Genomic DNA, 14,543 nt, shown 5'->3' on the forward strand with positions numbered 1-14,543 from the left:
GAAATCCGACAGTCGTGCCGACAAAAAATCGCCGTCCGCCCGATAAAACCGTCCGCACCGGAACAGCGCCTACACGACCGTCCGGACATGACACAACAAAAAAACGAGGTTCTCCGGCGGATTCGATCCATTTCCGATAAAAAAGCGTAAATTTGCACGTCAACGAGCAACGCTCCATGGAGTTTTTCAACGACCTTGTCCGATACGGCTATCTCAGCCACGCCCTTGCGGCCTGCATACTCTCCGGAATCACGTGCGGCATCGTAGGGACTTACGTCGTATGCCGCCGCATGGTCTTCCTCGCCGGCGGCATCACCCACGCTTCGTTCGGCGGTCTGGGCATCGCCTTCTATCTGGGGATCAATCCGATCGCAGGCGCCATGATCTTCGCCGTACTCTCGGCTTTCGGCATCGAGTGGACCTCCGAACGCGGCCGCATCCGCGAGGACTCGGCCATCGGCATCGTCTGGTCGGTCGGCATGGCTGCGGGCGCTCTGTTCATGAGCCTCCGCCCGGGTTACTCGTCGGGCGATCTGGCGGCCTACCTCTTCGGCAGCATCATCACCGTAACGGACGGCGACGTCGCGGCGCTGGCCCTGCTCACAGCCGTCGTCCTCGCAGGCTGCCTACTCTGGCTCCGACCGGTGATCTACGTCGCCTTCGACCGCGCCTTCGCCCGCAGCCGCGGCATCCGCACCCGTGCGATCTCCTATCTGATGGCGGCGCTCGTCGCCGTAACGATCGTGCTCTCGATCCGCATCATGGGCATCGTGCTGCTGATCTCGCTCCTCACCATGCCGGTCGTGATCGCCGACACGCTCTCCGGCTCCTACCGTTCGATCGTCGTCGCAGCGCCCCTGATCGCCGTCGGCGCCAACATCGCCGGCCTCGTCGCGAGCTATCATTTCGAGGTTCCGCCCGGCGCGGCCATAATATTTACCCTCACTTTAGCGCTTATAATAGTAAAACTGCTATCTTTGCGTAACGAAAAACAGCCGGCACGCCGATGAAAACCATCCATAAACTCGTCCTGAAATCGTACCTCGGGCCCATGATCCTGACGTTCTTCATCGTCATGTTCGTGCTGATGATGAATTTCCTGTGGCGTTACATCGACGAGCTGGTGGGCAAGGGCCTCAGCGCGGGGATCATCATCGAACTGCTCGGCTACGCCATGACCAACATGATCCCCATGGGACTGCCGCTCTCGATGCTGCTGGCGGCCATCATGACCATGGGCAACCTCGGCGAGAACTACGAACTGCTGGCCATGAAGTCGGCGGGCATGTCGCTGCCCAAGATCATCCGGCCGCTCGTCATTCTGGTAGGCGTCATCGCCGTGGGGAGCTTCTTCATCGCCAACAACCTCGTGCCGGCCGCCAACAAGAAACTGGCCAGCACCCTCTACGACATCCGCAAACAGAAGCAGACGCTCGAATTCCGCGACGGCCTCTTCTTCAACGGGCTCGAAAACATGAGCATCCGCGTCGGCCATCAGGACCCGCAGACCAAGCTGCTGACCGACGTGCTGATCTACGACAACAGCGCCGCGAACGGCAACATGCGCACGACGCTCGCCGATTCGGGCTACATCCGTCTGTCGGACGACAAACGCTTTCTGATGGTTACGCTCTTCCACGGCGAGAACTACGAGCAGACCCGCAACAACCAATGGTACAGCAAGAGCGCGCTGCGCCACGACAAGTTCGACCGGCAGGATCTGGCCGTCTCCATGTCGGGCTTCGACATGCAGCGCTCCGACGCCAACAGCTTCTCGAACAACAGCCAGACGAAAAACATCGTGGAACTCGAACGCGACATCGACTCGCTCGGCAAGATCGTCAACACGGCGACGGCCCGCTCCTACGAGCCGCTGCTCAAAGATCAGATTTTCTCGAAAGACCCGACCATCCTCTTCGACACGCTGGGGGTCGACAAACGCCGCTTCCGCGACTTTTCGGCCGCCGACTCCATCTCGAAACTCGGACTGCGCGAAAAAGCGCAGGTGTGGACGCAGGCCCGCTCGCTGTCGAAGAATTCGCGGGCGATGTTCAACTACGACGAACGAAGCGCCAAGGATGCACTCAACCTCCTATACCGCAGCCAGATCGAATGGCACAGCAAATGGTCGCTACCCGTGTCGATCCTCATTTTCTTCCTGATCGGCGCGCCGCTCGGAGCCATCATCCGCAAGGGCGGCCTCGGCATGCCGATCGTCATCTCGGTGATCTTCTTCGTGATCTATTACATCATCTCCATCACGGGACAGAAATTGGCCAAAGAGGGTACGTGGGCCGCGGTCTACGGCATGTGGCTCTCGACCTTCATCCTCACGCCCGTCGCCGCCTACCTCACCTACAAAGCCACCAACGACTCGTCGCTGCTCGACACCGACTGGTACATCGTCAAATACAAGGCCCTCAAAGGATGGTTCGCCGAACGCATCCGCCGCATCCTGTCGAAAATCAAATCCAAACATAATGACAAGCAAATTACTGAATAGCATCGAAGAGGCCGTCGAAGATTTCCGCAACGGCAAGATCGTAATCGTCGTGGACGACGAAGACCGCGAAAACGAAGGCGACTTCATCGTCGCCGCCGAAAAGATCACGCCCGAAATCGTCAATTTCATGCTCCGCGAAGGCCGCGGCGTGCTCTGCGCACCGCTCTCCGAGGAGCGCTGCGCGCAACTCGAACTCAACATGATGGAGGAGAACAACACCTCGCTGCTGGGCACCCCCTTCACCGTTACGGTCGACCTGCTGGGCGAGGGTTGCACGACGGGCGTCTCGATCCACGACCGCGCGGCGACCATCCGCGCGCTGGCCGATCCGAAGACCAAGCCGTCCGATCTGGGGCGCCCGGGACACATCAATCCGCTGCGGGCCCGTCAGAAAGGCGTGCTCCGCCGCCCGGGACACACCGAGGCGGCCGTCGACCTCGCGCGCATGGCCGGCCTGCAACCGGCCGGCGCACTGATCGAGATCATGAACGAAGACGGTACGATGGCCCGGCTGCCGCAACTGCTCGAAATCGCAGAAAAACACGGACTGAAGATCATCTCCATCGCCGACCTGATCGCCTACCGCCTGCGCGAAGAATCGATCATCGAACGGGGCGCCACGGCCGACATGCCCACCGACCTCGGGCATTTCAAAATCACGGCATTCCGGCAGAAGAGCAACGGATTGGAGCATATGGCCCTCACCAAGGGCGAGTGGAGCGAAGACGAACCTGTGCTGGTGCGCGTACACTCGTCGTGCGCCACGGGAGACATCCTCGGTTCGTGCCGCTGCGACTGCGGCGCCCAGCTCCACGAAGCGATGCGCATGATCGAAAAGGAGGGTAAGGGGGCCATCGTCTACCTCAATCAGGAGGGGCGCGGCATCGGGCTGTTCAACAAGATCAACGCCTACAAACTCCAAGAGGAGGGGCTCGACACGGTCGATGCCAACGTCCGTCTGGGCTTCGGCGTGGACGAACGCGACTACGGCGTCGGTGCCAGCATCATCCGCGATCTGGGGATCAAACACATGCGTCTGATGACCAACAACCCGCTCAAACGCGCCGGCCTCGAAGGCTACGGACTGAGAATCGACCGGATCGTACCCATCGTCATCGAACCCAACAAATACAACCTCCACTATCTCGAAACCAAAGAGAAACGCATGCACCACGCGCTGGGCCTCTGCAAACACTAAGAAGCTGCACACGTATGAAAATCACCCATATCGCCCTCTGGACCGAACACCTCGAAGAGTTGCGCGAATTCTACGGCACCTATTTCGGCGGCCGCTCCGGCGGGAAATACGTCAATCCGGCCAAACGTTTCGAATCTTATCAGCTCGCGTTCGACGGCGAATGCCGTCTGGAGCTCATGCGCCGCTCGGACATCAACGGCGAAGTGCAGGAGGAGCGGATCGGACTGGCGCATTTCGCTTTCGCCTGCGCGGACCGCGAGGCCGTCGTCGCCCTCACCGAACGGCTGCGGGCCGACGGCTACCAGATCGTCGGCGAACCGCGCACCACGGGCGACGGATATTTCGAAAGCGTCGTCGCCGATCCCGACGGCAATCTGGTGGAGATAACCTGCTGAGCGCCATGGAAGCCAAAAAGATGCGCATCGTATTCATGGGCACGCCCGAGTTCGCCGTGCCGTCGCTCCGTGCACTGGTCGAAGCGGGCTATCGGGTGGTCGCGGTCGTTACCGCACCGGACAAGCCGGCGGGCCGCGGACGGAAACTCCACGAGAGCGAAGTCAAGATCGCAGCCCGCGAACTTGGACTTCCCGTTCTGCAACCCGAGAAACTCAAAGCGCCCGAATTCGTCGATGCCCTGCGGGCCCTGCAACCCGATCTGGGGATCGTGATCGCATTCCGGATGCTGCCCGAGGTCGTCTGGAAGCTGCCCCGTTACGGGACCTTCAACCTCCATGCCTCGCTGCTGCCGCAATACCGGGGAGCCGCACCGATCAACTGGGCTCTCATAAACGGCGATACGAAAAGCGGAGTTACGACCTTCCTGCTGAACCACGAGATCGACAAAGGGGCCATTCTCGACCGAATCGAAGTGCCCATTCTGCCGGAAGACAACGCCGGGACCCTTTACGACAGATTGATGCGCATCGGCTCGGGTCTCGTAACACGAACCGTGGATCGGATCGCGGCAGGGGAGACCCATCCTCTGCCGCAGGAACCTACCGACGACAGCGACCTGCGGCCGGCGCCCAAAATCTTCAAGGAGGATTGCCGGATCGACTGGACGTGGAAGGGCGACCGGATTCTCCATTTCATCCGCGGACTTTCGCCTTATCCGGCGGCTTGGACCCCGATGTTCCGTCAGAGTACGGAATCGGGGTCGGCGAAAATCTTTTCCGCCCGCTTCGAGGCATACACGCACGCGGCGAAAACAGGCACGGTCGAAAGCGACAACCGGACTTATATCCGTGTCGCCTGCGCCGACGGGTGGATCACGATCGACGAATTGCAGATCGCAGGCAAGAAACGGATGCAGGTACGCGATTTGCTGCTCGGACTGCGGGACATCAACGATTACACATTCTAAAAAACACGTGCACGCCATGAAACCTTTTCTGATCTTAGCATGCTGCCTCGCGATCGCCGTACAACAACTTGCGGCGCAGGAAATCCACGAACAGCCGTTCAACGGCCTGATCGTCGACTCGAACGGCAAGGGTCTCAAGGCGACCATCCGTGTCAAACACAGTCCGGTCTTCACATACAGCGACCGCAACGGTAAATTCGGACTGCTCAATATCCATCCGACCGACACGCTGACCGTGCATTACAAAAAAGAAGAGATCGACATACCGGTCGACGGACGCGATGCGATCCGCATCACATGGCTGGGCCACGCAACAGAGAGCTCGGCGGCACCCGAACTGGCCGATTACGGCTACGGTTATGTCAAACGGCGCAACCTCACGCAAAGCAGCAGCGGTTTCACGGGCGATCTCCTCGTGAAGCGGGGATTCACGGATCTCGGAACCGCCATCTCGACGCTCGTCCCCGGGGTCGTGCAGCGCAACGGCCAGCTCATCATCAACGGAGGCAGTTCGCTCGTTCTGAGCAACGCCGCCCTGATTCTCTGCGACGGATCGCCTGTCGGCAACATCAACATGATCAACATCCACGACGTCGAAACGGTCGAAGTCCAGAAAAACGGCAGCATATACGGCTCCCGAGGTGCCAACGGCGTGATCCATATCCGAACGAAAAAAGGCGGACAGTGAGGTCCGCTATTCCGGCACAGCGGAATCCGGGGACGCAAAGGATGATTCCCAAGGATACCAGCTCCGAATCCGTTCGCAAGCGAATGGGAAAGCATACCCTTGCTGTACGACCGCACCGCATCGTTGCGCTATCGTTCGGATGAACGCATTGCTTTCTCCGATTAAACCGGAGCTGTCGGCGGGCGCTATCCCTGCATTTTTCACGCAATTCTTTGAGCGATCCAAACGGTTCAGGATTATTCCGTGTATTCGTCATCGGTTTGATCCCGAAGACGATATCTTTCTCCACACAATCAATATCATCTTCACACGCTACAAAATTCACCGACAGATTCTTTACATTCCATCGGATAATCTTCGTGCTGTCGCCGGATGCAAATAAATAATTGCATCGCTTGTTTTTACCGGTCAAAGAGCCTCGGGACGGACGAAATCCCAATACGCCTCCGATGGTTCTGAAAAAAGGCGCAGGTCGCCGGGCATGCGGCTCCTCTTCCCGCAAACGCCTCCTTATACTCTTCGCCGCTTTACCGACATAAAGCAATGTCGTATTTCTTCGGACCGATTCTTTCGCAAACTCTCCCGGAAGCCCCTCTGTTTTCGATCCGAACGGCGTTAAGCTCCGGAAAATCAGAGATATCGTTCCCGGTCAAGATTGCGACTGTCCGGAATTTCTCTCTATTCAACAAAGTCGAAACATCGAATGAAGGCCCTCGTTCGGGCTTTCCGTCATTCTTATTTCGAGCAGAGGACGAAGCAGTCTTCGAGACATCTTCTACGACGATTTTTCCGATTCGGAATATACCAATTTCTACCGCTTTGGTATGCGTGCGGAATATCTCCATTTCGTAATTTCACTCTTAACGGCCGGTTGCGCCTCGATCCGCTATCTTTCAATAACCCAGCCTTATCCAAGATTCCGGCAGCTCCTACGGCACTCACCGCCGACTAATGATTTCGTTCCTTCCACGTATCAAGACATTCGGTGATCTGTCTGTAGTCGCTACTCATGGCTTGTCTCTATCAAGAAGATTCCAGCAGAAAAAGCATAAGTCATCGTCGAACCGAATGGGAGGGGCAATGAATCCCCCTCCAAACCGTCCGAACGTCCGATCCATCCGATCTTTCTCCGTTCGGCCCCTGCTGCGAAAACGAAGTCCGGCCGCTTCTTCGTTACGCTCCTCCCGATCCGCTTTTTCAGACCTCGAAAAGAAAACGTCCGACTTCGGCAAACGCAACAACACAAATACAGTCGGGAGCAGCCCGCTCCGCAGGAAAATGACGCAGACGCCGCATGCACGACATTTGCCGCCGCCCCTCGATTTCCTCCGGCCGACTTACGGATCAGCAAAAAAAAGGGGCGATGCCATTCGCTGCATCGCCCCTTCCCCTTTATCAAAACAGTTATCGAATCTTCTTGATGATTTCACCGCCGTGTCTGATCGCCTCCTCGTTCTGCGGAAGCATTTTCCATGCACGCTCGGGAAGCGATTTCTTCAGCCCGACCATCACGTTCTCCATCTTCACCACGGGGCATACCTTCAGGTAGCCGCCGAGGATCATCGTGTTGAACAGCTTGGCCTGCCCCATACGGGCGCATTCGGCCGTAGCGTCGATCGTAAAGACCGAAATATCGGTACGCTGCGGATGGCGCGTAATACCGTTCGTATCGTAGATCAGCACGCCGCCCGGTTTGACCATCGGCTCGAATTTTTCCATCGACTGCTGATTCAGAATGATCGCGGTATCGAACTCATGCGCGATCGGCGACGAAATTTTCTTATCGGAGATAATCACCGTAACATTGGCCGTGCCGCCGCGCATCTCGGGTCCGTAAGAGGGCATCCATGTAACCTCGTAATCCTGCATCACGCCCGAATAGGCGAGGATCTTACCCATCGAAAGGACACCCTGTCCTCCGAATCCTGCAATAATCAAAGTTTCTTTCATATCCGTCCTCTTATTTTACGTCCTTGATATCACCCAGCGGGTAGAAAGGCAGCATGTTCTGCTCCAGCCATTGATTCGAAGCCACGGGCGAGAGTTTCCAACCGCTGTTGCAAGTCGACACGACCTCCACGAGCGAGAAACCGTTGCCGGCCATCGCATTGTCGAAGGCCTTGCGGATCGCCCTCTTCGTCTTGCGCACGTTGGCGGGCGTATGCACGCTCTGGCGCGTGATGTAGGTCGCACCGTCGAGGTGCGCCATCATCTCGGCGATCTTATAAGGATAGCCGTTCAGACGCGGATCGCGGCCATAGGGCGTCGTCGCCGTCTTCATGCCGAGCAGGGTAGTGGGGGCCATCTGCCCGCCGGTCATACCGTAGATCGCATTGTTGATGTAGATCGCCACGACATTCTCGCCGCGCGCAGCAGCATGGATCGACTCCGCCGTTCCGATCGCCGAAAGGTCGCCGTCGCCCTGATAGGTGAAGACCATGTTCTCGGGGTGCAGACGTTTCACGGCAGTCGCCACCGCCAATGCACGTCCGTGAGCCGCCTCGATCCAGTCGATGTCGATATAATTGTAGGCGAATACCGAGCAGCCGACGGGCGAAACGCCGACCGTCTTGTCTGCCATGCCCATCTCTTCGATCACTTCGGCCACCAACTTGTGAACCGTACCATGACTACAGCCGGGGCAGTAGTGCATAACGTTGTCGAGTATGAGCTTAGGCTTCGCGTAAACCAGATTCTCGTTTTTGATTTCAACCTCTGCCATAGTCTTATTTCTTATTTATCAGTTTTTCTTTCAATGCGTTCAGCACCTCGTCCGGTGCGAACATCATACCGCCCTGACGGCCGTAGTGCTCCACGGGAGCCATGCCGTTCACTGCCAGACGCACGTCCTCGACCATCTGCCCGGCATTGAGCTCGGCCGAAAGGAATCCCTTGACGCCGCGCTTGGCCATGTCGGCGAGCACCTTCTTGGGGAAAGGATAGAGGGTGATGGGACGCAGCAGACCGACTTTCAGTCCCTCGGCGCGCGCCATCTCGACCGTAGCCGAACAGATGCGGGCCGACGATCCGAACGCCACGATCACGTACTCCGCGTCGTCGCAGTCGATCGCTTCGTAGCGCACTTCGTTCTCTTCGAGCGCCTTATATTTGGCTTGCAGACGCAGGTTGATCTGCTCCATGATCTCCGATTTGAGCTCCAGCGAAGTAACCACGTTGCGTTCGCGGCCGGCAGGTTTGCCGTAGGCTGCCCACGACTTGCACTCTGCGGCGATCTCTTCGTTCGAACGACGGGGACGCTGCGGGGCGAGCACCACCTTCTCCATCATCTGACCGATGGCGCCGTCGGCGAGGATCATCGCCGGGTTGCGGTATTTGAATGCGAGGTCGAAACCGAGAGCCACGAAGTCGTTCATCTCCTGCACCGAGTTGGGTGCGAGCACGATCATGTGGAAGTCGCCGTGGCCGCCGCCCTTGCAGGCTTGGAAATAGTCCCCCTGCGAAGGCTGGATCGTACCCAGACCCGGACCGCCGCGCTGGCAGTTCACGATCAGACACGGAAGCTCGGCACCGGCCAGATAGCTCATCCCCTCCGACATCAGGCTGACACCGGGGCTCGACGACGAGGTCATCACGCGCTTACCGGTCGAAGCGCCGCCGTAAACCATATTGATGGATGAAATCTCGGACTCGGCCTGAAGAACCACCATACCGGTCGTCTCCCACGGTTTGAGCTCCATGAGCGTCTCCATCACCTCCGACTGCGGAGTGATGGGGTAGCCGAAATATCCGTCGCAACCGTAGCGAATCGCCGCATGGGCGATCACTTCGTTGCCTTTCATTAGTTTTACCTCTTTTTCTGCCATAGCTTATTCAAATTTTTGACGATAAACCGTGATGCAGCTGTCGGGACAAATAACTGCGCACGACGCACAGCCCGTGCAGGCGTCGGGATTAGCCATCTGAGCTGCGGGGTACCCTTTGCTGTTTACCTCGACCGACAAGGCGAGCACGTTGCACGGACACGAAGCCACACAGACTCCGCACCCTTTGCAGCGCTCCTTATCGACAATGATAGTTCCTTTAATTTTAGCCATAATATGCCGTTTGTGTTGTAAGTTGCTTACAAATATACGAAAAAATCGAAAACTTCATTAACATCCGAAACAAATAATCGCAAATAAATGTTAAAATCGGTTTTCGACCTTGAAAGACAGAGGGCCGGACCTTTGCGGCTCCGGCCCTGTCGGAATCTGAAAACTACTCCTCGAACGAGTGGATCACGACGCCCGAGCGGAGTTTGGGCTCGAACCACGTCGTCTTCGGAGGCATGATATTGCCCGTGTCGGCGATGTTGATAAGCTGCTGCATCGAGACGGGGTAGAGTGCGAACGCCACCTTCATCTCGCCGCTGTCCACGCGGCGCCGGAGCTCCTCCAGACCGCGGATGCCGCCCACGAAATCGATGCGTTTCGACGTCCGCAGATCCTTGATGTCGAGAATACGGTCGAGCACGAGGTTCGAAAGCACCGTAACGTCCAGCACGCCGATCGGATCGTTGTCGTCGTAGGTGCCTTTCTTGGCCGTCATGCTGTACCACTGACCGTCGAGATACATCGAGAAGTTGTGCAGCCCGGTCGGGTGGTAGACATTACTGCCCTTGGGCTCCACCTCGAAATTCTCCTTCAGCTTCGCCAGCAGCTCGTCGGGCGTCAGACCGTTGAGGTCCTTCACCACGCGGTTGTAGTCGATGATGCGGAGCTGGTTGGCAGGGAACGTTACGGCAAGGAAATAATTGTACTCCTCTTCGCCCGTATGGTTAGGGTTCTTCGCCTTGCACTCCGCGCCGACACGTGCGGCAGCCGCCGTGCGATGGTGGCCGTCGGCGACATAAAGCGCCGGTATCGCCGCGAACAGCTCCGTGATGCGATCGTTGACCTTCTTGTCGTCGATCACCCAGAAGTGGTGTCCGAAACCGTCCTCGGCCGTGAAATCGTACTCGGCGGGATGGTTCTTCACCCAATCTGCGACGATGCGGTCGATCTCGGCGTTATCGGGATAAGCGAAGAACACCGGCTCGATGTTGGCTTTCTGGTTGCGGACGTGGATCATGCGGTCCTCCTCCTTGTCGGGACGAGTCAGCTCGTGCTTCTTGATCGCGCCCGACATATAGTCCTCGAAATGGCAGCCCATCACCAGACCGTACTGCGTGCGGCCCTCCATCGTCTGCGCGTAAATATAGTAGTGCTCGTCGGCATCCTGCTTGAGCCAGCCGTTGGCACGCCACTTCTTGAAATTCTCGACCGCCTTTTCGTAAACCTCGGGCGAGTGCTCGTCGGCGATCGGATCGAAATCGATCTCGGGTTTGATGATGTGCAGGAGCGAACGCTCCGTAGCCTCGGCTTTCGCCTCGGCCGAATTCAACACGTCGTAGGGGCGCGAAGCCACCTCCGAAGCGTATTCCTTCGGGGGACGGATTCCGCGGAAAGGTTTGATACGTACCATAAAGTCTTTCGGTTTTACGGATTTCTACTTGTTTACCTGAAAACGGGTGTTGCCGTTCTTCAGGAAGTCCACGATCTGATTGGCAGCGGCCAGACCGGCGTTGATGTTGGCTTCGGCCGTCTCGGCCCCCATCTTCTTGGGCGTGGAGAAGAAACGCTTGCCGAACTTCTCGCTCATCTCGGCAGCGGCCTCGGGAGCAATGTCGGTGATGTATTTCAGGTCCTCGCGTTCGGTCATGGCGGCGATCACGCCGGCTTCGTCGATCACCTCCTTGCGGGCGGTGTTCACCAGCGTAGCGCCTTTGGGCATCGACTTCATGAGCTTCTCGCCGATCGACTTCTTGGTCTGCTCCGTAGCGGGGATGTGCAGCGACAGGTAGTCGGCCTTGGCATACAGCTCCTCGACGGAATCCACCTTCTGCACGCCGTCGGCTTCGAAGACCTTGGCATCGGTGATGAAAGGATCGAACGCGATGACGTTCATGCCCAACGCCTTGCCCTTGCGGCCGACGAGCTTGCCGACATTGCCGTAAGCGTGAATGGCCAGCGTCTTGCCCTGCAATTCGCTGCCCGTACCGGCCGTGAACTGATTGCGGGCCATGTAGACCATCATGCCCAGCGCCAGTTCGGCCACGGCGTTCGAGTTCTGCCCCGGGGTATTCATCACCACGATCTTGCGGGCCGTTGCGGCTGCGAGGTCCACGTTGTCGTAACCCGCACCGGCACGCACCACGATCTTAAGGTTCTTGGCAGCGTCGATCACCTCGGCGGTAACTTTGTCGCTGCGGATGATCAGCGCATCCGCGTCGGCCACGGCGGCCAGCAGTTGTGCCTTGTCCGTATATTTCTCCAGCAGAGCCACTTCATAGCCGGCCTGCTCTACGATCGCCTTGATTCCGTCCACGGCCTTCTTTGCGAAAGGCTTTTCGGTTGCTATCAGTACTTTCATCGGTATATTCTCCATTAAAGTGTAAAAATCGAGATCCGATGACGCCCGTTTCCGCGGTGTGAACGTGAAAAAGCGCGCCATCGTGATCCTAAAACATTGTTATTTGTGCATCTTCTCGAACTCCTGCATGCACTCTACGAGCGCCTTGACGCTCTCCAGCGGGCAGGCGTTGTAGATCGAAGCGCGGAAACCGCCCACCGAACGGTGGCCCTTGATGCCGACCATGCCCTTCTCCTTGGCGAAGGCCATGAATTCGCTTTCGAGCGCCTCGCGGCCCGGAGCCATCACGAAGCAGACGTTCATGAGCGAACGGTCCTCCTTCACGGCCGTACCGACGAACATGGAGTTGCGGTCGATCTCGGCATAGAGCAGCTCGGCCTTCTCCTTGTTGCGCTTGTACATCTCCTCGACGCCGCCGAGCTCCTTGACCCATTTGAGGGTTTCGTGCATCACGAAGATGGGGAACACGGGAGGCGTGTTGAACATCGAGTGGTTGCGGGCCTCTTCGGGGTAATGCGTACCGTAGTTGACCATCGTCTGAAGCTGACGTCCCGAGCTGCCGATCAGGTCTTTGCGGATGATGACGAACGTTACGCCGGCAGGGCCAACGTTCTTCTGCGCACCGCCGTAGATCATGCCGTATTTCCTCACGTCCACGGGGCGGCTCAGAATGTCCGACGACATGTCCGCCACGAGCGTAACGGGCGAGTCGATATCCTCGTGGATTTCCGTACCGTAGATGGTATTGTTGGTCGTGATATGGAAATAGTCGGCATCCGTCGGGATCGTGTATCCTTTCGGAATATAGGTATAGTTCTTGTCTTCGGAGGAAGCCACGATCTCCACTTCGCCGTAGAACTTGGCCTCTTTGGCCGCCTTCTTGGCCCAAACGCCCGTCTGGAGATAGGCGGCCTTCTTCTTGAGCAGGTTGGCCGGCACCTCGAAGAACTGGGTGGAAGCACCGCCGCCGAGGAAGATGACGGCGTAGTCGTCCGGAATATTCAGCAGGTCTCTCCAGAGCTGCTCGGTCTCGGCCATGATGCGCTCCCAGCCCGGGGTGCGGTGCGAAATCTCCAGAATACCGATACCCGTGTTGTCGAAATCACGGATAGCCTCGATGGCCGATTCGATCGCCTGTTTGGGCAACACGCAGGGTCCTGCATTGAAATTGTGTTTTTTCATAATAGTTTTTTATTAGTTTTAGCGTTTTGGTTGCAAACTGTTAGTTTATCAAGACAAATATACAGACTTATTTTGCAATAAACAACGAACGGGCGAATAATTTTTCACGGAAGCCCGAAACATCGTCCGAATCACCGTCCGGCACATTCCGGACGGACGCGCGGCGCATTTAGTCGGATCATCGTTTCCATTTCCGGATTAAAATTACTATTTTTGCAAAAATATAATCCGGATCCGGACGGCCTGCGGAATACCTTATTATTTATACGGTTTCGCCGCGTCCGGTCCCGTATCTGTCAAATTTTCGTGCGCAATGATCAAATCCATGACAGGCTTCGGCAAAGGCGAAGCCTCCGTACAGAATAAGAAGATTACCGTCGAAGTCCGCTCGCTCAACTCCAAGCAGCTGGATCTTACGGTCAAACTCCCGTCGGCATACCGGCGTGCGGAATACGACCTGCGCAACCTCGTATCCAAAGCGTTGCAACGCGGCAAGGTCGATCTGTTCGCAAGCGTCGAAAGTCCGGCTGCGGAGACTTCCGCCCACATCAACAAGCAAGCCTTCGACACCTATTATACGCAGATCGCCGCGGCATGCGCGGAGCACCCGGGCCTTTCGGACGCGGAAGGGGTGAAAGCCTCGATCGTACAGTCCGTGCTGCGGCTGCCCGACGTGATCGCGGCCGACGGCGACACCGTGTCGGAGGCGGAACATGCGGCCCTGCTCCGTGCGACGGAGGACGCCCTGCGCCGGCTCGACGAATTCCGAACGCAGGAAGGGGCCATCCTCATCGCCGACCTGTTGCACCGTGTGGACAAGATCGAGACCTATAAAAACGAGGTAACGCCTTTCGAAAAGGCCCGCACGGAGACCATCCGCGCACGCATCCTCGACAATCTGTCGAAGCTGCCCGTCGAGACGGACACGAACCGTCTGGAGCAGGAGATGATCTTCTACCTCGAAAAACTCGACATCACGGAAGAGAAGGTGCGGCTGTCGAATCACTGCAAATACTTCCGCGAAGTGGCCGCGGGCGAGGAGTGTCCGGGCCGCAAGCTGGGCTTCATCGCTCAGGAAATGGGCCGCGAAATCAACACGATGGGCTCGAAGGCCAACGAGACGAACATCCAGATTCTCGTCGTCAGGATGAAGGACGAGCTGGAAAAGATCAAGGAACAGGTACTCAACATTCTCTGA

General features: G+C 57.5%; 15 protein-coding genes. 7 read left to right on the plus strand and 8 right to left on the minus strand.

Features of this window, described 5'->3' with window-relative positions:
- Positions 1-176 precede the first annotated feature (176 nt).
- Genes BN3659_RS01640 through BN3659_RS01665 form a run of 6 tightly spaced genes read left to right on the plus strand, consistent with a single transcriptional unit; the run spans position 177 to position 5,752 of the window.
- Complete coding sequence (locus tag BN3659_RS01640; RefSeq protein WP_091534042.1) at positions 177-1,010, plus strand: metal ABC transporter permease; 834 nt, start codon at positions 177-179, stop codon at positions 1,008-1,010.
- On the plus strand, positions 1,007-2,503 hold the full coding sequence (locus BN3659_RS01645; protein ID WP_091534044.1) for an LptF/LptG family permease: 1,497 nt from the start codon (positions 1,007-1,009) through the stop codon (positions 2,501-2,503). The genes BN3659_RS01640 and BN3659_RS01645 overlap by 4 nt, the downstream gene beginning before the upstream one ends.
- Complete coding sequence (locus tag BN3659_RS01650; RefSeq protein ID WP_171847675.1) at positions 2,481-3,701, plus strand: bifunctional 3,4-dihydroxy-2-butanone-4-phosphate synthase/GTP cyclohydrolase II; 1,221 nt, start codon at positions 2,481-2,483, stop codon at positions 3,699-3,701. Before BN3659_RS01645 ends, BN3659_RS01650 begins: the two co-directional genes overlap by 23 nt.
- A 14-nt stretch (positions 3,702-3,715) precedes the next feature.
- Positions 3,716-4,096 (plus strand): VOC family protein, encoded by a 381-nt coding sequence (locus BN3659_RS01655; RefSeq protein ID WP_091534047.1) that lies wholly within the window; start codon positions 3,716-3,718, stop codon positions 4,094-4,096.
- 5 nt (positions 4,097-4,101) lie between these two features.
- On the plus strand, positions 4,102-5,064 hold the full coding sequence (gene fmt / locus BN3659_RS01660) for a methionyl-tRNA formyltransferase (protein WP_091534049.1): 963 nt from the start codon (positions 4,102-4,104) through the stop codon (positions 5,062-5,064).
- A gap of 16 nt (positions 5,065-5,080) precedes the next feature.
- Positions 5,081-5,752, plus strand: a complete 672-nt coding sequence (locus tag BN3659_RS01665) for a TonB-dependent receptor plug domain-containing protein (RefSeq protein ID WP_091534050.1) — start codon at positions 5,081-5,083, stop codon at positions 5,750-5,752.
- Here the strand turns inward: BN3659_RS01665 and BN3659_RS13640 are convergent.
- The 8 genes from BN3659_RS13640 to serC form a co-directional block, all read right to left on the minus strand.
- Complete coding sequence (locus tag BN3659_RS13640; RefSeq protein ID WP_366142746.1) at positions 5,643-6,392, minus strand: GIY-YIG nuclease family protein; 750 nt, start codon at positions 6,390-6,392, stop codon at positions 5,643-5,645. The two genes, BN3659_RS01665 and BN3659_RS13640, sit on opposite strands and share 110 nt — an antisense overlap.
- A gap of 764 nt (positions 6,393-7,156) precedes the next feature.
- Entirely contained in the window at positions 7,157-7,702 is a 546-nt protein-coding gene (locus tag BN3659_RS01675; RefSeq protein ID WP_091534053.1) for a 2-oxoacid:acceptor oxidoreductase family protein, read from the minus strand.
- Positions 7,703-7,712: 10 nt separating this feature from the next.
- Complete coding sequence (locus tag BN3659_RS01680; RefSeq protein WP_091534055.1) at positions 7,713-8,474, minus strand: thiamine pyrophosphate-dependent enzyme; 762 nt, start codon at positions 8,472-8,474, stop codon at positions 7,713-7,715.
- A gap of 4 nt (positions 8,475-8,478) precedes the next feature.
- Entirely contained in the window at positions 8,479-9,576 is a 1,098-nt protein-coding gene (locus BN3659_RS01685) for a 3-methyl-2-oxobutanoate dehydrogenase subunit VorB (protein ID WP_091534056.1), read from the minus strand.
- Positions 9,577-9,579: 3 nt separating this feature from the next.
- A complete protein-coding gene (locus tag BN3659_RS01690) occupies positions 9,580-9,807 on the minus strand; it encodes a 4Fe-4S binding protein (RefSeq protein WP_091534058.1) in 228 nt (75 codons plus the stop codon).
- Between the two features lie 163 nt (positions 9,808-9,970).
- Positions 9,971-11,215 (minus strand): DUF1015 domain-containing protein, encoded by a 1,245-nt coding sequence (locus BN3659_RS01695; RefSeq protein ID WP_091534059.1) that lies wholly within the window; start codon positions 11,213-11,215, stop codon positions 9,971-9,973.
- Positions 11,216-11,239: 24 nt separating this feature from the next.
- Positions 11,240-12,163, minus strand: coding sequence for a 3-phosphoglycerate dehydrogenase (locus tag BN3659_RS01700; RefSeq protein WP_091534299.1), 924 nt, complete (start codon positions 12,161-12,163; stop codon positions 11,240-11,242).
- 99 nt (positions 12,164-12,262) lie between these two features.
- On the minus strand, positions 12,263-13,345 hold the full coding sequence (gene serC, locus BN3659_RS01705; RefSeq protein WP_091534061.1) for a 3-phosphoserine/phosphohydroxythreonine transaminase: 1,083 nt from the start codon (positions 13,343-13,345) through the stop codon (positions 12,263-12,265).
- Positions 13,346-13,658: 313 nt separating this feature from the next.
- On the opposite strand from serC, the gene BN3659_RS01710 reads away from it, so the two are divergent.
- A complete protein-coding gene (locus BN3659_RS01710) occupies positions 13,659-14,543 on the plus strand; it encodes a YicC/YloC family endoribonuclease (RefSeq protein ID WP_410488785.1) in 885 nt (294 codons plus the stop codon).

The organism is Alistipes sp. CHKCI003 (assembly GCF_900021155.1).
GTDB lineage: Bacteria > Bacteroidota > Bacteroidia > Bacteroidales > Rikenellaceae > Alistipes > Alistipes excrementavium.

Coding starts and splice junctions, on each gene's coding strand:
- BN3659_RS01640 (WP_091534042.1), top strand. CDS start 177: ATGGAGTTTTTCAACGACCTTGTCCGATACGGCTATCTCAGCCACGCC.
- BN3659_RS01645 (WP_091534044.1), top strand. CDS start 1,007: ATGAAAACCATCCATAAACTCGTCCTGAAATCGTACCTCGGGCCCATG.
- BN3659_RS01650 (WP_171847675.1), top strand. CDS start 2,481: ATGACAAGCAAATTACTGAATAGCATCGAAGAGGCCGTCGAAGATTTC.
- BN3659_RS01655 (WP_091534047.1), top strand. CDS start 3,716: ATGAAAATCACCCATATCGCCCTCTGGACCGAACACCTCGAAGAGTTG.
- fmt (WP_091534049.1), top strand. CDS start 4,102: ATGGAAGCCAAAAAGATGCGCATCGTATTCATGGGCACGCCCGAGTTC.
- BN3659_RS01665 (WP_091534050.1), top strand. CDS start 5,081: ATGAAACCTTTTCTGATCTTAGCATGCTGCCTCGCGATCGCCGTACAA.
- BN3659_RS01675 (WP_091534053.1), bottom strand. CDS start 7,702: ATGAAAGAAACTTTGATTATTGCAGGATTCGGAGGACAGGGTGTCCTT.
- BN3659_RS01680 (WP_091534055.1), bottom strand. CDS start 8,474: ATGGCAGAGGTTGAAATCAAAAACGAGAATCTGGTTTACGCGAAGCCT.
- BN3659_RS01685 (WP_091534056.1), bottom strand. CDS start 9,576: ATGGCAGAAAAAGAGGTAAAACTAATGAAAGGCAACGAAGTGATCGCC.
- BN3659_RS01690 (WP_091534058.1), bottom strand. CDS start 9,807: ATGGCTAAAATTAAAGGAACTATCATTGTCGATAAGGAGCGCTGCAAA.
- BN3659_RS01695 (WP_091534059.1), bottom strand. CDS start 11,215: ATGGTACGTATCAAACCTTTCCGCGGAATCCGTCCCCCGAAGGAATAC.
- BN3659_RS01700 (WP_091534299.1), bottom strand. CDS start 12,163: ATGAAAGTACTGATAGCAACCGAAAAGCCTTTCGCAAAGAAGGCCGTG.
- serC (WP_091534061.1), bottom strand. CDS start 13,345: ATGAAAAAACACAATTTCAATGCAGGACCCTGCGTGTTGCCCAAACAG.
- BN3659_RS01710 (WP_410488785.1), top strand. CDS start 13,659: ATGATCAAATCCATGACAGGCTTCGGCAAAGGCGAAGCCTCCGTACAG.